The sequence below is a fragment of the Saccharopolyspora antibiotica genome (assembly GCF_047200635.1).
In the GTDB taxonomy this organism is placed as follows: domain Bacteria; phylum Actinomycetota; class Actinomycetes; order Mycobacteriales; family Pseudonocardiaceae; genus Saccharopolyspora_C.
Genome location: NZ_JBJZOI010000006.1, coordinates 64,348 through 84,901, shown reverse-complemented (window position 1 = coordinate 84,901; position 20,554 = coordinate 64,348). Strand labels below are relative to the sequence as shown.

Annotated in this window: 20 protein-coding genes; 6 read left to right on the top strand and 14 right to left on the bottom strand. The window is 72.6% G+C overall.

Annotated elements, in window-relative coordinates; all coding sequences use genetic code 11:
- Positions 1–56: 56 nt before the first annotated feature.
- Complete coding sequence (locus ACL03H_RS06065; protein WP_412810092.1) at positions 57–482, bottom strand: VOC family protein; 426 nt, start codon at positions 480–482, stop codon at positions 57–59.
- 86 nt (positions 483–568) lie between these two features.
- A complete protein-coding gene (gene pafA / locus ACL03H_RS06060; protein ID WP_412810091.1) occupies positions 569–1,927 on the bottom strand; it encodes a Pup--protein ligase in 1,359 nt (452 codons plus the stop codon).
- A gap of 67 nt (positions 1,928–1,994) precedes the next feature.
- On the opposite strand from pafA, the gene ACL03H_RS06055 reads away from it, so the two are divergent.
- Positions 1,995–3,479 carry a bifunctional phosphatase PAP2/diacylglycerol kinase family protein gene (locus tag ACL03H_RS06055; protein ID WP_412810090.1) on the top strand — a complete coding sequence of 495 codons (1,485 nt, stop codon included), beginning with the start codon at positions 1,995–1,997 and terminating at the stop codon, positions 3,477–3,479.
- A gap of 4 nt (positions 3,480–3,483) precedes the next feature.
- Here the strand turns inward: ACL03H_RS06055 and prcA are convergent, their stop codons facing one another.
- From prcA to dop, 4 genes are all read right to left on the bottom strand, one after another.
- On the bottom strand, positions 3,484–4,230 hold the full coding sequence (prcA, locus tag ACL03H_RS06050) for a proteasome subunit alpha (RefSeq protein ID WP_412810089.1): 747 nt from the start codon (positions 4,228–4,230) through the stop codon (positions 3,484–3,486).
- An 82-nt stretch (positions 4,231–4,312) separates the two neighbouring features.
- Positions 4,313–5,161 carry a proteasome subunit beta gene (gene prcB, locus ACL03H_RS06045; RefSeq protein WP_412810237.1) on the bottom strand — a complete coding sequence of 283 codons (849 nt, stop codon included), beginning with the start codon at positions 5,159–5,161 and terminating at the stop codon, positions 4,313–4,315.
- 188 nt (positions 5,162–5,349) lie between these two features.
- A complete protein-coding gene (locus ACL03H_RS06040) occupies positions 5,350–5,541 on the bottom strand; it encodes a ubiquitin-like protein Pup (protein ID WP_412810088.1) in 192 nt (63 codons plus the stop codon).
- A gap of 176 nt (positions 5,542–5,717) precedes the next feature.
- Positions 5,718–7,217, bottom strand: a complete 1,500-nt coding sequence (gene dop, locus ACL03H_RS06035; protein WP_412810087.1) for a depupylase/deamidase Dop — start codon at positions 7,215–7,217, stop codon at positions 5,718–5,720.
- A 137-nt stretch (positions 7,218–7,354) separates the two neighbouring features.
- On the opposite strand from dop, the gene ACL03H_RS06030 reads away from it, so the two are divergent.
- Positions 7,355–7,879: an NUDIX hydrolase gene (locus ACL03H_RS06030; protein WP_412810086.1), complete on the top strand. Its 525-nt coding sequence runs from the start codon at positions 7,355–7,357 to the stop codon at positions 7,877–7,879.
- A gap of 6 nt (positions 7,880–7,885) precedes the next feature.
- Here the strand turns inward: ACL03H_RS06030 and ACL03H_RS06025 are convergent, their stop codons facing one another.
- Both ACL03H_RS06025 and arc read right to left on the bottom strand, forming a co-directional pair.
- On the bottom strand, positions 7,886–8,833 hold the full coding sequence (locus ACL03H_RS06025; protein ID WP_412810085.1) for an aldo/keto reductase: 948 nt from the start codon (positions 8,831–8,833) through the stop codon (positions 7,886–7,888).
- A gap of 112 nt (positions 8,834–8,945) precedes the next feature.
- Positions 8,946–10,748 (bottom strand): proteasome ATPase, encoded by a 1,803-nt coding sequence (arc, locus tag ACL03H_RS06020; RefSeq protein ID WP_412810084.1) that lies wholly within the window; start codon positions 10,746–10,748, stop codon positions 8,946–8,948.
- 577 nt (positions 10,749–11,325) lie between these two features.
- Here arc and ACL03H_RS06015 point away from each other — a divergent pair.
- On the top strand, positions 11,326–12,042 hold the full coding sequence (locus ACL03H_RS06015; RefSeq protein ID WP_412810083.1) for an Rv0361 family membrane protein: 717 nt from the start codon (positions 11,326–11,328) through the stop codon (positions 12,040–12,042).
- A gap of 79 nt (positions 12,043–12,121) precedes the next feature.
- On the opposite strand, the gene ACL03H_RS06010 is transcribed toward ACL03H_RS06015, so the two are convergent.
- A complete protein-coding gene (locus tag ACL03H_RS06010; protein ID WP_412810082.1) occupies positions 12,122–12,952 on the bottom strand; it encodes a tRNA (adenine-N1)-methyltransferase in 831 nt (276 codons plus the stop codon).
- A gap of 89 nt (positions 12,953–13,041) precedes the next feature.
- Positions 13,042–14,184, bottom strand: a complete 1,143-nt coding sequence (locus ACL03H_RS06005) for a site-2 protease family protein (RefSeq protein WP_412810081.1) — start codon at positions 14,182–14,184, stop codon at positions 13,042–13,044.
- Between the two features lie 88 nt (positions 14,185–14,272).
- Here ACL03H_RS06005 and ACL03H_RS06000 point away from each other — a divergent pair, with 88 nt between their 5' ends.
- Both ACL03H_RS06000 and ACL03H_RS05995 read left to right on the top strand, forming a co-directional pair.
- On the top strand, positions 14,273–15,184 hold the full coding sequence (locus ACL03H_RS06000) for a RecB family exonuclease (RefSeq protein ID WP_412810080.1): 912 nt from the start codon (positions 14,273–14,275) through the stop codon (positions 15,182–15,184).
- Between the two features lie 14 nt (positions 15,185–15,198).
- Positions 15,199–15,975, top strand: a complete 777-nt coding sequence (locus tag ACL03H_RS05995) for a thioesterase family protein (protein ID WP_412810079.1) — start codon at positions 15,199–15,201, stop codon at positions 15,973–15,975.
- Between the two features lie 100 nt (positions 15,976–16,075).
- Here ACL03H_RS05995 and ACL03H_RS05990 read toward each other — a convergent pair whose 3' ends face one another.
- The 3 genes from ACL03H_RS05990 to ACL03H_RS05980 form a co-directional block, all read right to left on the bottom strand.
- Positions 16,076–16,924 (bottom strand): VOC family protein, encoded by an 849-nt coding sequence (locus ACL03H_RS05990; RefSeq protein WP_412810078.1) that lies wholly within the window; start codon positions 16,922–16,924, stop codon positions 16,076–16,078.
- 121 nt (positions 16,925–17,045) lie between these two features.
- Positions 17,046–17,309 (bottom strand): phosphoribosyl-ATP diphosphatase, encoded by a 264-nt coding sequence (locus ACL03H_RS05985; protein ID WP_412810077.1) that lies wholly within the window; start codon positions 17,307–17,309, stop codon positions 17,046–17,048.
- Positions 17,310–17,358: 49 nt separating this feature from the next.
- On the bottom strand, positions 17,359–18,036 hold the full coding sequence (locus tag ACL03H_RS05980; RefSeq protein ID WP_412810076.1) for an HAD family hydrolase: 678 nt from the start codon (positions 18,034–18,036) through the stop codon (positions 17,359–17,361).
- A gap of 159 nt (positions 18,037–18,195) precedes the next feature.
- Between ACL03H_RS05980 and ACL03H_RS05975 the strand changes: the two genes are divergently transcribed.
- Entirely contained in the window at positions 18,196–19,140 is a 945-nt protein-coding gene (locus tag ACL03H_RS05975; RefSeq protein ID WP_412810075.1) for a PAC2 family protein, read from the top strand.
- 64 nt (positions 19,141–19,204) lie between these two features.
- On the opposite strand, the gene mshC is transcribed toward ACL03H_RS05975, so the two are convergent.
- Positions 19,205–20,443, bottom strand: coding sequence for a cysteine--1-D-myo-inosityl 2-amino-2-deoxy-alpha-D-glucopyranoside ligase (mshC, locus tag ACL03H_RS05970; RefSeq protein WP_412810074.1), 1,239 nt, complete (start codon positions 20,441–20,443; stop codon positions 19,205–19,207).
- Between the last annotated feature and the right edge of the window lie 111 nt (positions 20,444–20,554).

Below are 20,554 nucleotides of genomic sequence, written 5' to 3'. Positions count from 1 at the left end.
AATTCTCGGCCTGCCGGGCGCGAGGACGGCGACGTCGCCGGTGCGCGGACAGTCGTTCAGCCGCCTCCCGAGCTGAGGCCGTAGACGGTGCCCTCCGGGTCGGTGAACTGCGCCCACCGGGTCGTCCCGCCGGGATCCCAGGGCGCGGCCCGGGGCTCCACCGAGAACGACACGCCCTTGGCGCTCAGCTCGACGAAGGTCGCGTCCAGGTCCTCGCAGTCGAACCAGACGGTGCTCATCGGCCCGCGTTGCGCCCGGATCCGCTCCGCGAGCCCAGGCTCGCCGGACGCGAGAACCAGGTAGGTGCTCGCGCCCGGTGGACGCACCTCCAGCCAGCGGGCGTCGTCCCCGTACCGGACGTCGGTGAGCACCTCGAACCCGAGCGTGCCGGAGAAGAACTCCAGCGCGCGCTCCTGGTCGGCGACGTAGAGCACGGCGAACTTCGGCTGGGTGATCATGACGTGGTCCTCTCGGCTCGACACCACCACCCACCCTATCCGAACGTTCGTTCGATTCGGGGTTCTCGGGGCGTGCTTCACCGGAACGTGTGGCCACCCGGCCGCGCCAGCTACAACGAACCGATGAGCCGCTCCACGCGCTCGTCCACCGCCCGGAACGGGTCCTTGCACAGGACGGTGCGCTGGGCCTGGTCGTTGAGCTTGAGGTGCACCCAGTCCACCGTGAAGTCCCGTCCGGCCGCCTGCGCCGCGGCGATGAAGTCCCCGCGCAACTTGGCCCGGGTGCTCTGCGGGGGCGTGTCCTTGGCCGCCTCGATCTCGCCGTCCTCGGTGGCCCGGTCGACCAGGTCCTTGCGCTGCAGCATGTCGAACAGGCCCCGGCCGCGCCGGATGTCGTGGTAGGCGAGGTCGAGCTGCGCGATCCGCGGGCTGGACAGCTCCAGGCCGTGCTTGGTGCGGTACCGCTCCAGCAGCCGCAGCTTGATCGCCCAGTCCACCTCGCGGTCGATCGAGGAGTAGTCCTGCGCCTCCACCGCGTCGAGCGCGCGGCCCCACAGGTCCAGGATCCGCTCCGACATCGGATCGGAACCGCGGCGGGCCACGTGGTCCACCGCCCGGCTGTGGTACTCGCGCTGGATGTCCAGGGCCGAGGCCTCCCGGCCGCCCGCCAGGCGCACCGTCCGCCTGCCGGTGAGGTCGTGGCTGATCTCGCGGATCGCCCGGATCGGGTTGTCCAGGCTGAAGTCGCGGAACTGCACCCCGCTCTCGATCATCTCCAGCACCAGGTGCGCGGTGCCGACCTTGAGCAGCGTGGTCACCTCGGACATGTTCGAGTCGCCCACGATCACGTGCAGCCTGCGGTAGCGCTCCGCGTCCGCGTGCGGCTCGTCCCGGGTGTTGATGATGGGCCGGGAGCGGGTGGTGGCGCTGGAGACGCCCTCCCAGATGTGCTCGGCGCGCTGGGACAGGCAGTACACCGCCCCGCGCGGGGTCTGCAGCACCTTGCCCGCCCCGCAGATCAGCTGGCGGGTCACCAGGAACGGCAGCAGCACGTCCGCGATCCGGGAGAACTCCCCGGAACGTCCGACCAGGTAGTTCTCGTGGCAGCCGTAGGAGTTGCCCGCCGAGTCGGTGTTGTTCTTGAACAGGAAGATGTCGCCGCCGATGCCCTCGTCCGCCAGGCGGCGCTCGGCGTCGACGAGCAGGTCCTCCAGGATCCGCTCCCCCGCCTTGTCGTGGGTGACCAGCTGGGTCAGGTCGTCGCACTCCGCCGTGGCGTACTCCGGGTGCGACCCGACGTCGAGGTAGAGACGAGCCCCGTTGCGCAGGAACACGTTCGAGGAACGCCCCCAGGACACGACCCGCCGGAACAGGTACCTGGCCACCTCGTCCGGGGAGAGCCGACGCTGCCCGTGGAAGGTGCAGGTGACCCCGAACTCGGTTTCGATGCCGAAGATCCGCCGCTGCATGTCTCCACAGTAGGCGCTGCGGCGGCCGTCGGCGGTCCGCCGTTCGGGCATCGGTAACGTGCGGGGCGTGCACCGACGGCGAGTCGAGATCACCCGCAAGGCCGATGTCGTGGACCGCGAACTGGCGCGACGCAGCGCGGATCTACCGCGGTCGCTCGCGGATCCCGGGTTGAAGGCGCTGAGCACGGCCGCGAACCACAGCGCGCTGTGGCTGGCGCTCGCGGCGGCGCTGAGCACCCGCAAGGGCGCACCGCGCCGCGCGGCGCTGCGCGGGCTCGCGGCCATCGGTGCCGCCAGCGCCACGACGAACCTGCTGGGCAAGCCGTTGTTCCCGCGCAGGCGTCCCGCCGCGCACCTGCTCCCCCGGCACCGCAGGTTCAGCGATCCGCCGCGCTCGTCGTCCTTCCCGTCCGGCCACGCCGCCTCGGCCGCCGCCTTCGCGACGGCCGTGGCGATGGAATCACCGGCGCTGGGCCTGGCGGTCGCGCCGATCGCCGCGGCCGTCGGCTACTCCCGGGTGCACACCGGGGTGCACTGGCCCACCGACGTGCTCTGCGGTGGAGCGCTCGGCGCGGGCCTGGCGTGGGCGACCCGCCGCTGGTGGCCGCTGCGCCCGTACCAGCCCGCGTCGGTGCGCAGCCCCACCGCCGCTCCCGCGCTGAGCGAGGGCGACGGCGTCCTGGTGCTGGTCAACCCGAAGTCCGGCGACGGCACCTTCGATCCCGAGCACTGGGTGAGCACCCGCTGGCCCGCCGCGAAGGTCGTGCGCACGCGGCCGGACGGGGACGCGGTGGACGAGCTGGAGGAGGTGCTGGACGGCGAGGGCGATGCGGTGCGCGCGCTGGGCGTCGCGGGTGGCGACGGCACCGTGGCCTCGGTCGCCGCGCTGGCCACCCGGCGGGGACTCCCGCTCGCGGTGCTCTCGGCGGGCACCCTCAACCACTTCGCCAGGGACGCGGGCCTGGACGATTCCGACGCGGTGGCCGAGGCCGTGGACCGCGGCAGCGCGGTGCGCGTGGACCTGGGCGGGGTGAACGCGGATGACCACCCGCCCCGCTGGTTCCTCAACACCGCCAGCATCGGCGGTTACCCGGACATGGTGCGGTTCCGGGAGGAGTGGACCGGGCGCTGGGGCAAGTGGCCCGCCGGAGCGGCGGCGCTGGTGCGGGTGCTGCACGAGTCGCGGCCGCTGGAGGTGGACCTCAACGGCGTGCGGCGGCAGGTGTGGGTGCTGTTCGTCGGCAACGGTTCCTACGCGCCGCGCGGCTTCGCGCCGTCCTGGCGGCCCCGGCTGGACGGCGGGCTGCTGGACGTCCGCTACGTGCGCGCGGACCTGCCCTGGTCCCGGCTGCGCTTCGTGGTCGCCGCGCTGAGCGGCACCCTGCACCGCAGCCGCACCTACGTGCAGCGGGACCACCGGTTCCTCGACGTGGTGGTGCGCGGGCCCGCCGTGGCGGTGGCCACCGACGGCGAGATCGGGCCGCTGGGCCACCGCTTCCGGTTCGCCGCGCACGAGGACGCGCTCAGCGTGTACCGCCCCGAGCGCGCCTGAGCGGCTACTCCTTCGCGCCGTCGTCCCCGCCGTCGGACTCCGCCTCGGACTCGGCGGCCTCCGGCTTCGGCAGCAGCGCTTCCAGGGCCGCCCCGGAGATCCGGCGGAAGGTGCGGTGCGGTCGCCCGCGGTCCAGGACCGCGACCTCCAGCTGCTTGTTGCCCAGTTCCCTGGAGCTCTCGCCGCCCGCGGCCAGCGCGCGCACCGAGAGCTCCACGGCGGGACCGAGCTCCACGCCCTCGGCGAAGGAGTCCTTCAGCGCCGAGCTGATCGCGTCGGCCTGGCCGCCCATCACCACGTACTGCGGTTCGTCCACGATCGAACCGTCGTAGGTGAGCCGGTACAGCTGGTCGCTCTCGGCGCTCGTCCCGACCTCGGCCACGCAGATCTCCACCTCGAACGGCTTGATCTGCTCGGTGAAGATCGAGCCGAGGTGCTGGGCGTAGGTGTTGGCCAGGGACCGGCCGGTGACGTCGCGGCGGTCGTAGGAGTAGCCGCGGAAGTCCGCGATGCGGACCCCCGCGACCCGCAGGCTCTCGAACTCGCTGTAGCGACCGACGGCGGCGAACCCGATCCGGTCGTAGATCTCGGAGACCTTGTGCAGCGTGGTGGAGGGGTTCTCCGCCACGAACAGCACGCCTCCCGCGTACTTGAGCACCACGACGCTGCGCCCGCGGGCGATCCCCTTGCGGGCCAGCTCGGAGCGCTCCCGCATGAGCTGCTCGGGCGAGGTGTAGAACGGCATCGTCACGGCTGTGCACTCCTGGGTCGAATCGTCCGGCCGCGGCGGGGGCGGCCGTGCTCGGCGGGGAACGGCGGTGGGGAACGCGGCGTCAGCCGCCCGGGTTCTCCATCCGGCCCTGCACGACCTGCTCGGTGATCTCGGCGGCGCGCTGCTCGTCGAGCCGGACCGCGCCCTCCTCCGCCGTGATGGTCACGACGGTCGGGAAGATCCGCCGGGAGATGTCCGGCCCGCCGGTGGCGGTGTCGTCGTCGGCGGCGTCGTAGAGCGACTCGATCGCGTTGCGCACCGCGGAATCCGCGTCGGCGTCGGGGTCGTGCCGCTTCTTCAGCGCCGACTTGGCGAAGGTGGAACCCGAACCCACCGCGTGATAGCCGCCCGATTCGCCGTAGCGCCCGCCGGTGATGTCGTAGGAGATGATCCGGCCGGCCCGCTCCGGGTCGGCGGCCGCGGTGTCGAAGCCGATGAACAGCGGCAGCACCGCCAGGCCCGCCATCGCGCCCTGCAGGTTGCCGCGCAGCATGGTGGCCAGCTTGTTCGCCTTGCCGTCCAGCGAGAGCGGAACGCCTTCGAGCTTCTCGTAGTGCTCCAGCTCGATCGCGTAGAGCCGAACCATCTCCAGCGCGATGCCTGCGGTGCCCGCGATGCCGACGGCCGAGTAGGAGTCGGTGACGTAGAGCTTGTCCATGTCGCGCTGGGCGATGAGGTTGCCCATCGTCGCGCGCCGGTCGCCCGCCAGCAGGACGCCGCCCCGGAAGGTCAGCGCGACGATCGTGGTGCCGTGCGGCGCCTCGACGACGCCCTGGGGCACGGTCCGGTTGCCCGGCAGCAGCTCGGGCGCGGTGGCCTGGAGGAAGTCGGTGAACGACGAGGACCCGGAGGTGAGGTAGGCGGCGGGCAGGGCCTGACCCGGAAAGTTCCGAGCCGCGCTGGAATCCATCGGCGACATCGTCTCCTGCTTCGAAGGACTGCCTCGCCGCCTCGGCGGCGGGGCCGGTATCGGGGCAGGCCCCGAGAACGGGGCCGTGCCGCAACTCTAATCAAGATCGCCCGCCGGAGCGATGATCGTCCGCGTCCGCGTGGCGGAGGCCGCCGGGCCGAGCGCGAGCCCGGCGGCCGCGCCGGCTCCTACTGGCCGCCCTTCTGGACGTAGGCGCGGACGAAGTCCTCGGCGTTCTCCTCCAGGACGTCGTCGATCTCGTCCAGGATGGCGTCGACGTCCTCGCCGAGCTTCTCGCGACGTTCCTGACCGGCGGCTTCGGGTCCGGATTCCTCGTCTCCCTCGCCGCCGTCGGGTCGCTGGACCTTTTCCTGGGACATCTCAACCTCCCGGTGGTTGTCCGACCGGATGCCGGAGCGTTCGAGCGGTCGCCGAACAACGGCACCCTGCCAGGAACAGTACCTAGCAGAACCCCTGTTCGCCCACAGCCGAGCGGGCATTGTTGCGATCTCCCAGCCCGGCCCGGCGACGGGGCGCGCACCGACTCCGGTGCAGGTCAGCCCCGGGTCAGCGAGTCGACCAGCTCTTCCGCGCTGGCTGCGGCGTCGAGCAGCTCGCCCACGTGCGCCCGGGTGCCGCGCAACGGCTCCAGCGTCGGGATGCGCACCAGCGACTCCCGGCCCAGGTCGAAGATGACGGAGTCCCAGGAGGCCGCCGCCACGGCCGCCGGGTAGCGCTCCAGGCAGCGGCCCCGGAAGTAGGCCCTGGTGTCCTCGGGCGGGTCGGTCACCGCGGCGCGCACCTCGTCCTCGGTGACGAGCCGCCGCATCGAGCCGCGCGTGACCAGCCTGTTGTAGAGGCCCTTGTCCATCCGCACGTCCGAGTACTGCAGGTCGATCATGTGCAGCTTGGGGGCGGCCCAGCCGAGGTTGCCCCGGCTCCGGTAGTTCTCCAGCAGCCGCAGCTTCGCGGGCCAGTCGAGCCGGTCCGCGCAGTCCATCGGATCGCCGCCGAGCAGGTCGAGCACCTCGCCCCAGGTGTCCAGGACCTCCCTGGCGGCCTGGTCCCCGCCGTGCTCGGCCACGTGCCGCGCGGCCCGCTCGTGGTACTCCCGCTGCAGGTCCAGGCCGGTGAAGCGGCGTCCGTCGACGAGCTCCACGGTCTGCCGCAGCGTCGGGTCGTGGCTGATCAGGTGCACGGCCCGCACCGGGTCCACCGGCTTGAGGTCGTCGAAGCGCGTCCCGGCCTCGATCATGTCCAGCACCAGCGCGGTGGTGCCCACCTTCAGGTAGGTGGAGGTCTCGGCCAGGTTGGCGTCACCGATGATGACGTGCAGCCTGCGATACTTGTCCGCGTCGGCGTGGGGCTCGTCGCGGGTGTTGATGATGCCGCGCTTGAGCGTGGTCTCCAACCCGACCTCGACCTCGACGTAGTCGGATCGCTGCGAGAGCTGGAAGCCGGGCTTCTCCCCGGCCTGCCCGATGCCGACCCTCCCGGAGCCGCAGATGACCTGGCGGGACGCGAAGAACGGCGTGAGACCGGCGATGACCGCGGTGAACGGGGTGTCCCGGGACATCAGGTAGTTCTCGTGGGTGCCGTAGCTGGCGCCCTTGCCGTCGACGTTGTTCTTGTAGAGCTGCATCTGCGTGGTGCCGGGCACGCTGGCGGCCTTGATGGCGGCCTCCTCCATGACCCGCTCGCCCGCCTTGTCCCAGATGACGGCGTCCCGCGGGTTGGTCACCTCGGGCGCGGAGTACTCCGGGTGGGCGTGGTCGACGTAGAGCCGGGCACCGTTGGTGAGGATGACGTTGGCCGCGCCGAGATCGTCGCTGTCGTTGCCGTTGCTCTGCGGGGCGGCCGCGCCCAGGTCGAAGCCGCGGGCGTCGCGCAGCGGCGACTCCACCTCGTAGTCCCAGCGCGCGCGGCGGGCGCGCGGGATGTCGGCCGCGGCCGCGTAGGCCAGCACGATGTGGGTGGAGGTCAGCACCGGGTTCGCCGTCGAGTCGCCGGGCACGACGATGCCGTACTCCACTTCGGTTCCCATGATCCGCCGCATACCTGGAAGCCTACGGGTTCTGCGGCGCGGTGCGGAGTTTCCCGACTGGCGGGTTCCACCCCTCGCCCGGCGGCACCCCCGTTCCGGCGAACGGGGGGACCGGATTCCCCGGGACTCCGGGCGGGAGCTCTGCGAGGATGGCCGGCGTGAGCGCTCGGGACGAACTGGTGGCGGTGTACGACGAGGCTGGCGAACCGGTGGGCTCCGCGCCGCGCTGGCGGATGCGGCAGGAGGGGCTGTGGCACGCGGCCACCTCGATCCTGGTGCGCTCCGGCGACGGCACCGCCGCCTACGTGCACCGGCGCACCGAGCACAAGGACGTCAACCCCGGGGCGCACGACTGCTTCGCGGGCGGGGTGGTGGCGGCGGGCGAGCTGCCCGGGAGCTGCGCGGAGCGGGAGCTCGCGGAGGAGCTGGGGGTCCGGGGCGTTCCGCTGGAGTTCCGGTTCCGCTCGGTGTTCGAGCGGGGTTCGATCCGCCACCACGGCTTCGTCTACGAGGTGCGCTGGGACGGCCCGCTCGTCCACCAGCCGGAGGAGGTCGCCGACGGCTGGTGGATGCCGCTGGCCGAGCTGCGCGAGCGGGTCGCCGACCCGGAGTGGCCGTTCGCTGCCGACAGCCGGCAGTTCATCCAGGAGTGGTTCACCCGCCAGGAGGCCTGAGCGGGCTCAGCGCCACGGCAGCGCGGCGCGCTCGCCCCAGTAGGTCGCGGGATCCCTGGCGAGGGCGGCCAGCGCCTCGAGGTCGGCCAGGTCGAGCTCGACCTCGGCGGCCGCCAGGTTCGAGTCCAGCTGCGCGACGTCGGCGGGCCCGATCAGCACCACGTCCGCCCACGGCTGGGCCAGCACGTGCGCCAGCGCGACCGCGTCGGGCGTGGCACCGCGCCGCCGGGCGACCCGGGTCAGCAGCTCCGGCGGGTCGACGGCGAGCCTGCCGTTGGCCAGCGACTCCTTCACCAGCACCTGCCAGCCGCCGTGGTGGACCTCGGCGAGCACCCGGCCGGCCGAGGGTTCCAGCGAGTTCCAGGTCGACTGCACGGCGCTGAACAGCTGCCTGCCGCCGATCTCCAGCTCCCAGGCCCGCTCCACCGCCACGGCCTGCGCCGCGCCGCTGGTGGAGAAGCCCAGCCGGACTCCGGAGTCGCGGAGCCGGGCCAGCTCGTGCTGCAGCGCCAGGTCGTCGAACAGCGGGCTCTCCGGGGTCAGGGAGTGCACCTGGTAGAGGTCCACCCGGTCGCCGAGCAGCTCGCGGGTCTGCGCCCACTGCTCGCGCAACCGCTCCACCGAGTGCTCCTTGACCTCGTGCACCTCGGTCTCGATGCGCCACTCCGCGACGTAGGCGTAACCCCACTTACTGGAGACGGTGACGTCGCCGTGGCCGCGCTCGGCGAGCCAGCCGGCCAGGAACTCCTCCGCGCTGCCGTAGGACCGGGCGGCATCGACCCACCGGATGCCGCGGGCGAAGGCCGCGTCGAGGACCAGGGCGGTGTGCTCCCGCATCGCCTCGGCGGTGCGGTGCGCGGGCAGCGCGCCGGTGCTGCCGACGTTGATGTAGGCGGGGCGGCCGAGCGCGGCGAGGCCCAGCCCGAACCGGCCCGGGGGCGGCGTGGAGATCATGCTGCGAACCTAATCGCTGCCCGCGGGGATCGACACTCGGCGGGGCGCCCGGCCCCGAACGAGTTCCGCGGCGGGCCCGGGAGACCGGTGCCCGCCGCGGAACCACCTCGTTCTACAGGTACTGGCCGGTGTTGGTGGCCGTGTCGATCGCCCGGCCCGACTCCTGGTTCTTGCCGCTGACCAGGGTCCGGATGTAGACGATCCGCTCGCCCTTCTTGCCCGAGATCCGCGCCCAGTCGTCCGGGTTGGTGGTGTTGGGGAGGTCCTCGTTCTCGGCGAACTCGTCGATGATCGCGTCCTGCAGGTGCTGCACCCGCAGGCCGGGCTGCCCGGTGTCGAGGACCGACTTGATCGCGGCCTTCTTCGAGCGGTCCACGATGTTCTGGATCATCGCGCCGGAGTTGAAGTCCTTGAAGTACAGGACCTCCTTGTCCCCGTTGGCGTAGGTGACCTCCAGGAACCGGTTCTCGTCGGTCTCGGCGTACATCCGCTCCACGGTGGTCTGGATCATCGCGTCGATGCAGGCCGCCTTGTCACCGCCGAACTCGAGCAGGTCCTCCTCGTGGACCGGCAGCGCGTCGGTGAGGTACTTGGAGAAGATGTCCTTGGCCGATTCGGCGTCCGGGCGCTCGATCTTGATCTTCACGTCGAGCCTGCCGGGCCGCAGGATCGCGGGGTCGATCATGTCCTCGCGGTTCGAGGCGCCGATGACGATGACGTTCTCCAAGCCCTCGACGCCGTCGATCTCCGACAGCAGCTGGGGCACGATCGTCGTCTCGACGTCCGAGGACACCCCGCTGCCGCGGGTGCGGAAGATCGAGTCCATCTCGTCGAAGAACACGATGACCGGAGTGCCCTCCGAGGCCTTCTCCCTGGCGCGCTGGAAGATCAGCCGGATGTGCCGCTCCGTCTCGCCCACGAACTTGTTCAGCAGTTCGGGACCCTTGATGTTCAGGAAGTAGGACTTCGCCTGACCGTCGTCGTCCCCGCGCGCGGCGGCGACCTTCTTGGCCAGCGAGTTGGCCACCGCCTTGGCGATGAGCGTCTTGCCGCACCCGGGCGGCCCGTACAGCAGCACGCCCTTGGGCGGTTGCAGCTGGTACTGCACGTAGAGCTCGGAGTGCAGGAACGGCAGCTCCACCGCGTCCCGGATCTGCTCGATCTGACCGCTCAGACCGCCGATGTCCAGGTAGCCGACGTCCGGGACCTCCTCGAGCACGAGGTCCTCGACCTCGGCCTTGGGCACCGTGTCGTAGGCGTAGCCCGCCTTGCTGTCGACCAGCACGGAGTCACCGGACTTCAGCCCGGCGTCCACCAGCGGACCGGTCAGCCAGACGACGCGCTCCTCGTCCGTGTGGCCCAGCACCAGCGCGCGGCTGAGGCCGTCGGGACCTTCGGTCAGGCCGGGGGGCAGGATTTCCCGGAAGGTGCAGACCTCGCCGATCTGCTCGAAGGAACCGGCCTCCACCACCGTGAGCGCCTCGTTGAGCCGGACCGACTGGCCCAGCTTGAGCTCGTCGAGCTCCACGTTCGGCGAGACGGCGACCCGCATCTTGCGGCCGGAGGTGAACACGTCGACCGTGCCGTCCTCGAACTGGCGCAGGAAGGTCCCGTAGCCGCTCGGAGGTTGGGCGAGGCGGTCGACCTCCTCGCGCAGGGCCGTGAGCTGGCCGCGCGCTTCCTTCAGGGTCTCGGTGAGTTTGGCGTTCCGTTCGGTGAGCTGGCTCACCCGTTCGGATGCCTCGGCCAGCCGCTTCTCCAGCAACCGGGCCTGTTGGGGGGACTCGTTGAGCTTTCGGCGCAGCAACGCCACTTCGTCCTGGAGCAGACGAATCTGGCTGTTGAGCTCGGCTTGCCCGCCGGGCTGCTGCTCGCCGCCCTCCTCAGGCCGGCTGCCGGGACGGTCGTGCTGCATATCGGCACCCTCCTCCCGTGCTCGTACCACCACGGTACCGGCGATCACCGACGACGGCGGCGTCGTGATTGGCCCGCCGGATCCGTCAGCGTGCCACAAAATTCGGCGAATACCCATGACTCGGGCGGCCTGCGGCGCGCGGCCCGGGCGTGGTGGGAGTGGACGGTGAACACGGTGCGTTCACGATCATGGTCCATTCGGTGCCCCGGGGCCGGTGCGGCGGTCGCCGAACCCGGCCGCACGACCACGGGTTCTCGCGGCGCCACCGCGTTCGGTGCCGATCCTCGGCATCCGGGTGTCGCTGACCTGACAACCGGGTGTCGTCGCGGCGCGATGCGGCCCTGGCGTGTCCGACTTCTCCCATCATTTGGAACAACACCGCGGCGGTGCGGCCGAAACGTCCTCCGGCGAGATCCTCATGTCGGCTATCTCACCCGCCGACCTCGCGAGGGTGATCCGGGCGATAGGTCCACTCCTGACCAAGGCCCGCGCGCGTTCTGGTCTACTTGCTCCGCCGAGACAGAGGGCGACCGCACCCGGTGCGGCAGGCAAGCAGAACTTGGGGGAGGAACATCCCATGACCTATCCGCCGCAGCAGCCCGGACCGGGCGGGTGGGGGCAGCGACCCGCCGGGGATCCGGCGGACGGGGCATCGGCCCCGCCACCGCAGCAGCAGCCCGCGTTCTACGGGAACCAGCACGCGGGCTGGCCGCAGGGCCCCATCACCGGCGTGCCCGCGCAGCCGGGGCAGCACCCGTTCCCCGCGCACCCCGGCCAGGACCCGTTCGGCCAGCAGCAGTTCGGACAGCAGTTCGGCCACCCGCCCGCCCCGGACTGGGGCGGGGAGTTCGCCGCGGGCGCGTGGACCCAGGACAGCACCGAGCAGCAGGAACCCCGTCGCCGCTCGCCGCTGCCGTGGATCCTCGGCGGCGTGGGCGTGCTCGTCGTGGCCGGTGGTGTCGTGGGCGGGATCTTCCTGTTCGGCGGCGGAGCCGACCCCGGTGAACCGCGCCCGGTGGCCCAGGACCTCGTGGACAAGGTCAACGCGGGCGACTTCGGCTCGCTGTCCGGGCAGCTGTGCGAGGCCAACCGCGGCGAGCTCGAACAGCAGTTCCAGCAGCTCTCCAGCGGCCAGTACCAGGTGCGGCTGGGCCGGGTCACCGCCGAGGGCGAGCAGGCCCGCGCCGAGCTGGACGGCAGCTACACCCTGGGCGGCGCCACCATGCCGGTGGACCAGAACATCGTCCTCACCGTCGAGGACGGCGAGTGGAAGATCTGCAAGCTCGGCCAGTGAGCCCGGGAGGGGTGGCGGCCGCGCCACCCCTCCACCTGCCGGGAACCTCCCGCGGCGCCTGGCCCGGGCGGAGGCGCGCTCAGCCCTTGCTGGGGCGGCGCTGGGGCCGCGGCGGGGTCACTCCATCGGCGAGGCGCCGGGTGACCAGCAGGAACGCCGTGTGCGCGACCATGCGGTGCTCGGGGCGGACGGCCAGGCCGACCACGTGCCAGGGACGGATCAGCGTCTCCCAGGCCTGCGGCTCGGTCCAGCACTGCTGCTCGCGCAGCGCCTCGGTGACCCGCGACAGCTGCGTCGTGGTCGCCACGTAGACGACGAGCACCCCGCCGGGGATGAGGTTCGCGAACACCGTGTCCAGCACGTCCCACGGCGAGAGCATGTCCAGCACGACGCGGTCCACCTGGCCCTCGTCGTACTCGGCGAGATCGCGGACCCGGAGCGTCCAGTTCTCCGGCAGCTCGCCGTGGAACTTGCGCACGTTGCGCTCGGCGTGCTCGGCGTGGTCCTCGCGGATCTCGTAGGAGACGACGCTGCCCCGCTCCCCCACCGCGCGCAGCAGCGAGCAGGTGAGGGCACCGGAACCGGCACCGGCCTCCAGCACGCGGGCGCCGGGGCGGATGTCGCCCCACATGAGGATCTGCGCGGCGTCCTTCGGGTAGATGACCTGCGCCCCGCGCGGCATGGACAGCACGTAGTCGGACAGCAGCGGCCGCACCGCCAGGAACGACGTGCCGCCCGCCGAGGTGACCACCGAGCCCTCGGGGCGGCCGATGAGCTCGTCGTGCGCCAGCGCGCCGCGGTGGGTGTGGTACTCGCCGCCGGTCTCCAGCACGACGGTGTAGTGCCTGCCCTTCGGATCGGTCAGCTGGACCCGGTCGCCGGGCTGGAACTCACCGCTGACGGTGCTCACGTGTGCAGGCCTCCATGTGCGCGTTCGGCAAGACGATCCCGCCGGTGCTCCGAGGCGCTCGGCGGGGGGCGGCGGCGCCCCGCCCGTGCTCACCGTTCGCGGTTGCGGGCGCGGAGCGCGCTGCGCAGGTCCTCCCGCCGCAGCACTCCGCAGGGCCTGCCGTCGGTGTCGATGACGAGGAACTGCCAGGCGAGTACGGTACGCACCCGTTCCAGGACGGCTTCGCCCGGCTCTCCCCGCACCAGGATGGTGTCCGGCTCGACCGGCTCGGCGGCGCGCTCGGCCGGATCGCGCGGGGAGCGGGTGGCGAGCCGTTCGGCGGCGGACTGGTCGAGCAGGCCGACCGCGACTCCGTCGGCGCGCACCAGCACCACCCCGCGCCCGGCCGCGGCCACCAGCGCATCGCTCACCGGGCTCTCCGCGGGCAGTTGCAGCACCGGGCGCATCACCTCCGCGAGGGAGACCCCGACCGGCCTGCCGCGGCGCTGCTCGGCGGCGTGCTCGGCGGTGGCGCCCGCGATGACGAACCACACCATGAACACGCAGGCCAGCAACCGCAGCCACTGGTCGTCGACGTCCTGCAGCAGTCCGGCCAGCGCCCACACGAGCAACCCGGCGGCGACCAGCCCGGCCCCGACGACGCCCGCCGTCGTGCCCGTCCGCCTGCGCCCGGTCAGGGCCCACAGCGCCGAGCGCAGCATCCGGCCCCCGTCCAGCGGCAGCCCCGGCAGCAGGTTGAACACGGCCACCGCGAGGTTGACCACGCAGGTCTGCGCGACGAGGAGCCAGAGCACCCCGTCCGGATCCATCGCGAGCCAGCCGGCACCGGTGACGGCGGCCAGCAGCACCGAGACCGCGGGCCCCGCGGCGGCGACCAGACCCTCCTGGGACGGCGTCGCCGGGTCCCGGCTGATCTCGGAGACCCCGCCGAGCAGGAACAGCCGCACCCGCCGCACCGGCAACCCCAGCCGCAGCGCCACCAGGCAGTGCCCGAGCTCGTGCAGCAGCACCGAGACCGCCAGCAGCACCGTGCACACCGCGGCGAGGAACGCGCTGGTCCACACCCCGGCCTCGGGCAGGATCCGGGTGACCAGCGGGGTGTAGAGCAGCACGATGAACGCGGCGCCTACCCACCACGACGGCGACAGCAGCACCGGCACGCCCGCCACCCGGCCCAGCAGCAGGCCGTGGTCCGGGTGAGCGGGGCGGCCGCGGGCTGAGGTGGCGGACATGGCCCACAGCGTAGAGCGGGCGGCGTGAGCACCCGGTGATCCGCCACGCCCGCCGATTCCGTCGGAGGGCTGATCTAAGGTGCGGGGCATGGTGGAACCGGCCCGGACCAGCGACGGATCCCGCACGGCGCTCGCCGGGGCGGGCGACCCGGCAGCGGGCAGGCGGCGCCCGGCGCTGTCGCCCTCCCGCGCGGGGGACTTCAAGCAGTGCCCCCTGCTGTACCGCTTCCGCGCGGTGGACCGGCTGCCGGAGACGCCGACGCGCGCCCAGGTGCGCGGCACCGTGGTGCACTCCGTGCTGGAGCGGCTGTTCGCGCTGCCCGCCGCGCAGCGGGACGCCGAGCACGCGCGGGAGCTGCTGGAACCGGCCTGGGAGGAGCTGCGCGCCGGGCAACCGGAGCTGGAGGCGCTGTTCGACGGCCCGGAGGACCCGGAGCTGGGCACCTGGCTGAAGTCGGCGACGCGGCTGCTGGACTCGTACTTCGCGCTGGAGGACCCGAGCCGCCTGGAACCGGAGGCCTGCGAGCTGCGGGTGGAGACCGAGCTGGACTCCGGTCTGCTGCTGCGCGGGTTCATCGACCGGGTGGACGTGGCCCCGACCGGGGAGATCCGGCTGGTCGACTACAAGACGGGCGCGGCTCCCCGCGAGATCGGCGAGGCCAAGGCGCTGTTCCAGATGAAGTTCTACGCGCTGGTGCTGTGGCGCACCCGCGGCGAGATCCCGCGCCGCCTCCAGCTGATGTACCTCTCGGACGAGCAGTCGCTGGCCTACGCGCCGGACGAGGCCGAGCTGCGCCGCTTCGAGCGGACGCTGGAGGCGATCTGGCAAGCGATCCTGCGCGCCGGGCGCACCGGTGACTTCCGGCCGAACCGCAGCAAGCTGTGCGACTACTGCGACCACCGGTCCCGGTGCCCGGAGTTCGGCGGCACTCCCCCGCCCTACCCGGGCTGGCCGGAGCCGGACCCGGGGCCGGAATCACTGCTGGACCGCACCGACTGACGAGGAGGCACGCCGTGGCGGAGGAAGCCGCGTTCTACGAGGCGCTGGGCGGGGGCGGGTTCCGGGCGACCGAGGCGACGGCCGGGCCGTGGTCGGACCGGGCGCAGCACCTGGGGCCGGTCTCGGCGCTGCTGGTGCGGGCCCTGGAGGCCTGCGAGCCGACCCCGGGCGCGGCGATCCGCCGGGTGTCGGTGGACGTGCTCGGCCCGGTACCGGTGGGCGAGCTCCAGGTGCGCGGGGAGGTGCTGCGGCCGGGACGCTCGGTGCAACTGGTGGCGGCCGAGCTCGCGGCGGGCGGTCGCACCTGCGCGACGGCACGCGCCTGGCGGATGGTGCGCGGGGACAGCGCGGCGGTCGCCGGGGGCGAGCGGGCGCCGCTGGGCGATCCGGAGTCCTGGCCGGAGGTGCCCGGCATCGACGGCTGGAACCGCGGCTACTCGGCGGCGATGGAGTGGCGCGCGGGCCCGGGCGCCGAGCCGGGCCGGGCCCGGATGTGGGCGCGCCAGCGGATCCCGCTCGTCGCCGGGGAGGAGCCGAGCCCGCTGCAACGGCTGTTCGCGGTCGTGGACTCGACGAGCGGGGCCTCCGGCCGCGCGAGCATGGCCGACTGGTCCTACGCGAACACCGACCTCACCGTGCACCTGCACCGCGAGCCCGCGGGCGAGTGGGTGGGCCTCGACGCCGAGACCACGATCGGCCCGGACGGAGGCGGCGTCGCCGCCTCCGAGGTCCACGACCTGACGGGCTCGGTGGCCCGCTCCGCCCAAGCCCTGCTCATCACGAAGCGCTGATCGGCCGGGCGAGGTACCCGCCAGCGGCGAGCCCGCTGGCCCGGGACCGGCTCGACCGCGCCCGGCCGCCCGCACCGCGGCACGGGCGGGAGCCGGGGGCTCAGTCGTCGTAGGGGTCGAAGTTGGCCGCGCTGTCGAACCAGTCGCTCGCCTGGGTCGGGTCGACCACGGCGAACCGGGCCCCGGTGGGATCCCGCAGCACCGCGACGCGCCCGATGCTGGAGCCGTAGGGGTCGACCCGGACGCGGGCCCCGGCCGCGATGGCCCGGTGCACCAGCTCGTCGATGCCCTCCCGGGCGTCGGCGCCCAGGTAGAGCAGCCAGTGCGGCCGGGTGTCGGGGGTGATGTAGTCGCGGATCATGCTGACCCTGGCCAGCACGGACTCGTCGCCGAGGTACCAGACCGAGTAGTTGGAGCGGTTCTCGGCGCCGAACTGCTCGGCGGTGTAGCCGAACAGGCGCTGGAAGAAGTTGTCGGCGGTCTGGGCCTTGATGGTGACGAGCTCCGCCCACATCAGGGTGCCCGGCAGGCCGACGTCGAACTGCCAGGACTCGGCGGGCGAGAGCAGCCCGAACTCGGCGTCGGAGGGGCCGACGAGGACGCCCTTGCGGCCGAGGCCGGGCACGTCCGAGGCGGGCACCACCAGCTCGGCGCCCTCCGACTCGGCCTGCTCGATGGTCTCGTCGACGTCCTGGGTGGCGAGGAACAGCCGCCACACCGAGTTCCCCGACGCGGAGCGGCGGATGCTGGCGACGGGGAACCCGTCCCGGGAGGCGACGACGTGCTCGCCGGGCTCCCCCGCGTGGTGCGTCTCGTACTCCCAGCCGAACAGGTCCGCGTAGAAAGCGCAGGCCTCCTCCACGTCCGTGGTGGCCAGCTCGATCCAGCACGGCATTCCCGCCAGCAGTTCCCAACGGGGAGCGGCCTCTCCCGGCTGCACGACGGCCATGTCCCTCACCCCCACCTCATCGCTCCAAGATCACCCCGATTATGGCGGAGCGATCAGCGCGGTGGAGCGCCCGAGTGCGGATTCATCCGACCGATGATCGGACGAAGCGGACGAACCGGGCTCAGAGGTACCGGTAGACGTCCTCCGGGCTGAGGCCGCGGGCGAGCATCACGACCTGCAGGCGGTACAGCAGCTGCGAGATCTCCTCGGCCAGCGCCTCGTCCGACTCGTGCTCGGCCGCGAGCCACACCTCGCCCGCCTCTTCGATGACCTTCTTGCCCTGCGCGTGCACCCCGGCGTCCAGGGCGGCGACGGTCGCCGACCCCTCCGGGCGGGTGCGGGCGCGTTCCTGGAGCTCGCTGAACAGCTCGTCGAAGGTCTTCACGGGGTGCGATCCTCGCATCCCGCGGGCGGCCCGCCGACGCCGGACCCGGTCAGGCGACGGCGTCGGGAAGCAGCCCGCCGAGCCCCGCCACGTCCATCGACTCCAGGGAGTCCAGCAGCACCCGGCGCTCCCCCGGTTCCAGCGGGACCTCGCAGGGCACGGCGATCACGGTGCAGCCGGCAGCGACTGCCGCGGCGACCCCGGTGGGCGAGTCTTCCACCGCCACGCAGCGGACCGGGTCGACGTCGAGCAGCCGGGCCGCCCGCAGGTACGGCTCGGGGTCGGGCTTGTTGCGCCCGCCGACCTCGTCGCCGCACACCGTGACCTCGAAGGACCCGCGCCCGAGGGTGTCGAGCGCGATCTCCGCCAGGGAGCGGATGGTGGAGGTCACCAGGGCGGCCGGGATGCTCAGCTCCCGCACCTGGGCCAGCGCCTCGCGCGCCCCGGGCCGCCACGGCAGGCCGCGCCGGAACAGCTCGGCGCTGCGCGCCTCCACCCAGCCGGCGGCCTCGGCCACGGCGGCCGGGTCCTCGGGCAGCCCGAGGTCGGCCAGCAGCATCCTCATGCTGGTGGTCATGTTCGACCCGACCATCGACTCGCGGGTCGCGACGCTGAGCTCGCCGCCGCGGTAGGCCGCGTAGTCGGTCAGGGAAATCGACCACAACTTCTCGGAATCGACCAGGGTGCCGTCCATGTCGAACAGGACGGCGTCGGGGCGGTCAGTCATCGCGCCCCGGTCTCGGCGTGCTCATCTCTGCCACGCCCCCCAGTACAGCAAAGCCCCGCCGACCGCTGACAGGGGACGTGGCAGATGACTCCCCGCCGCGTCCGAATCGCTACCGGGATGTCGGGAGCTCGTGTCAGCGATAGGTCGTAGGCTGACGCGGTGAACGATCGCGAACCACGCTCCGCAGACCAGGTGGACCGGAACGAGAGGAATCCGACCGAGGGGACGTCGAGCGAAGGGAAACCCGCCGGGCCGACCGACCCGATCGCTGTCATCGGCTTCGAGGGCTGGAACGACGCGGGAGATGCCGCCAGCTCCGCGATCGAACACCTCGAACTCACCTGGGACGCTTCACCGCTGGCCGAGATCGACCCGGACCCGTACTACGACTTCCAGGTCTCCCGGCCCACGGTGAAGCTGGTGGACGGGGTGACCCGCAAGGTGAGCTGGCCGACGACGCGGCTGTCGGTGTGCCGCCCTCCCGGCGCGCAGCACGACGTGGTGCTGGTGCACGGGATCGAGCCGAACATGCGCTGGAACGCCTTCTGCGCGGAACTGCTGTCGCACCTCGACCAGGCGGGCGTGCGCACGGTGGTGTCGCTGGGCGCGCTGCTCGCGGACTCCCCGCACACGCGGCCGGTGCCGGTGACGGGCACCGCCTACGACGCGGACTCCGCGACCCGCTACGGGCTGGAGCGCTCGACCTACGAGGGGCCGACGGGCATCGTCGGGATCTTCCAGGACTCGTGCGTGCAGTCGGGCATCCCGGCGATCTCCTTCTGGGCCGCCGTCCCGCACTACGTCTCGCAGCCGCCCTCGCCGAAGGCGACGCTCGCGCTGCTGCACCGGGTGGAGGACGCCCTGGACCTGGAGGTCCCGCTGGGCAACCTGCCCGACCAGGCCGAGGAGTGGGAGACCACCGTCAGCGAGATGGCCGAGGAGGACGAGGACGTCCGCAACTACGTCCGGGCGCTGGAGGAGCGCGGCGACGCCGAGGTGAAGCTCACCGAGACCAGCGGTGACGCCATCGCGGCCGAGTTCGAGCGCTACCTGCGCCGCCGCGGCCCGGGGGGCAAGGGCCCGCTGGGCCCGGGCCCCGGCTGACCGGCCCCGAACAGCACGACGCCCTCCGGATCGCGGTGATCCGGAGGGCGTTCTCGCGCGCCGGTCAGAGCCGCACGCCGAGCAGGGCGTCCACCGCGGTGCGGATCTCCCCGGGGGCGGTGGCGTCCTCGCCGGTCCCGGTCAGCGCCGCGTCGACCCAGGCGTCGACGGCCCGCAAGGCCCGCTCGGTGTCGAGGTCGTCGGCGAGCCGTTCGCGCAGCTCGTCGATCGCCGGTCCCGCCGCCGGGCCGGTGGCCAGCGCCACCGCCTGCCGCCAGCGGGCGAGCCGGGCGGTGCCCGCGGTGAGCGCGTCGGCGGTCCAGGAGCGATCGCTGCGGTAGTGCGCGTCGAGCAGCGCCAGCCGCACCGCCATCGGGTCCACCCGGTCACCGCGCAGCCGCGAGACGAACACCAGGTTCCCCTTGGACTTGGACATCTTCTCGCCGTCGAGCCCGACCATGCCCGCGTGGCAGTAGTGCCGCGCGAAGGGGTGCTCGCCGGTGAGCGCCTCGGCGTGCGCGGCGCTGAACTCGTGGTGCGGGAACGCCAGGTCGGAGCCGCCGCCCTGCACGTCGAAGTTCATCCGCAGCCGGTTGAGCGCGATCACCGAGCACTCCAGGTGCCAGCCGGGGCGGCCCGGCCCGAGCTCGGAGTCCCAGGACGGCTCGCCCGGCCGGGCCGCCCGCCACAGCAGCGCGTCCAGCGGGTGCTCCTTGCCCGGTCGCTCCGGGTCGCCGCCGCGCTCGGCGAAGAACCGGTCCATCTCCTCGGGGGTGCAGTGCGACTCCGAGCCGAACCGGCCGGTCGCGTCGTGCCGGTAGTAGACGTCCGGGTACTCGTCGTCGTCGAGCCGGTAGGCGGCGCCCGAGGACAGCAGCTTGCCGACGGCCTCGATGATCTCCGGCATCGCCTCGACCGCGCCGATGAAGTCCTGCGGCGGCAGCACCCGCAGCGCGTTCATGTCCTCCCGGAACAGCGCGGTCTCCCGCATGGCCAGCACGACCCAGTCCTCGCCGTCGCGGTCGGCGCGCTCCAGCAGCGGGTCGTCGATGTCGGTCACGTTCTGCACGTAGTGCACCTCGTGGCCGTTGTCCAGCCACAGCCGGTGCACCAGGTCGAACGCCAGGTAGGTGGCGGCGTGGCCGAGGTGCGTGGCGTCGTAGGGGGTGATGCCGCAGACGTACATCCGCGCCACCGGGCCGGGGGTGGTGACCCGGATCTCACCGGCGGCGGTGTCGTAGAGCCGGAGGGGGTGAGGCGTGCCCGGAACCTGGGGCACGGGGACCGACGACCAGGGTTGCATGCACCCGACCTTAATCGTCCCCGCTCCGGCGGTGCTTCCGCGGCACACATCGTGAGAGCGGTGGGGATCGGGACTTTCGGCGATGTCGGCGGCCCGCCGGACCGCCCTACC

What these genes read in the sequence shown, in the direction of transcription:
- pafA (WP_412810091.1), bottom strand. Translation starts at nt 1,927, where the DNA reads ATGCAGCGGCGGATCTTCGGCATCGAAACCGAGTTCGGGGTCACCTGC.
- prcB (WP_412810237.1), bottom strand. Translation starts at nt 5,161, where the DNA reads ATGGATTCCAGCGCGGCTCGGAACTTTCCGGGTCAGGCCCTGCCCGCC.
- ACL03H_RS06040 (WP_412810088.1), bottom strand. Translation starts at nt 5,541, where the DNA reads ATGTCCCAGGAAAAGGTCCAGCGACCCGACGGCGGCGAGGGAGACGAG.
- dop (WP_412810087.1), bottom strand. Translation starts at nt 7,217, where the DNA reads ATGCGGCGGATCATGGGAACCGAAGTGGAGTACGGCATCGTCGTGCCC.
- ACL03H_RS06030 (WP_412810086.1), top strand. Translation starts at nt 7,355, where the DNA reads ATGGCCGGCGTGAGCGCTCGGGACGAACTGGTGGCGGTGTACGACGAG.
- ACL03H_RS06025 (WP_412810085.1), bottom strand. Translation starts at nt 8,833, where the DNA reads ATGATCTCCACGCCGCCCCCGGGCCGGTTCGGGCTGGGCCTCGCCGCG.
- arc (WP_412810084.1), bottom strand. Translation starts at nt 10,748, where the DNA reads ATGCAGCACGACCGTCCCGGCAGCCGGCCTGAGGAGGGCGGCGAGCAG.
- ACL03H_RS06015 (WP_412810083.1), top strand. Translation starts at nt 11,326, where the DNA reads ATGACCTATCCGCCGCAGCAGCCCGGACCGGGCGGGTGGGGGCAGCGA.
- ACL03H_RS06005 (WP_412810081.1), bottom strand. Translation starts at nt 14,184, where the DNA reads ATGTCCGCCACCTCAGCCCGCGGCCGCCCCGCTCACCCGGACCACGGC.
- ACL03H_RS06000 (WP_412810080.1), top strand. Translation starts at nt 14,273, where the DNA reads ATGGTGGAACCGGCCCGGACCAGCGACGGATCCCGCACGGCGCTCGCC.
- ACL03H_RS05990 (WP_412810078.1), bottom strand. Translation starts at nt 16,924, where the DNA reads ATGGCCGTCGTGCAGCCGGGAGAGGCCGCTCCCCGTTGGGAACTGCTG.
- ACL03H_RS05980 (WP_412810076.1), bottom strand. Translation starts at nt 18,036, where the DNA reads ATGACTGACCGCCCCGACGCCGTCCTGTTCGACATGGACGGCACCCTG.
- mshC (WP_412810074.1), bottom strand. Translation starts at nt 20,443, where the DNA reads ATGCAACCCTGGTCGTCGGTCCCCGTGCCCCAGGTTCCGGGCACGCCT.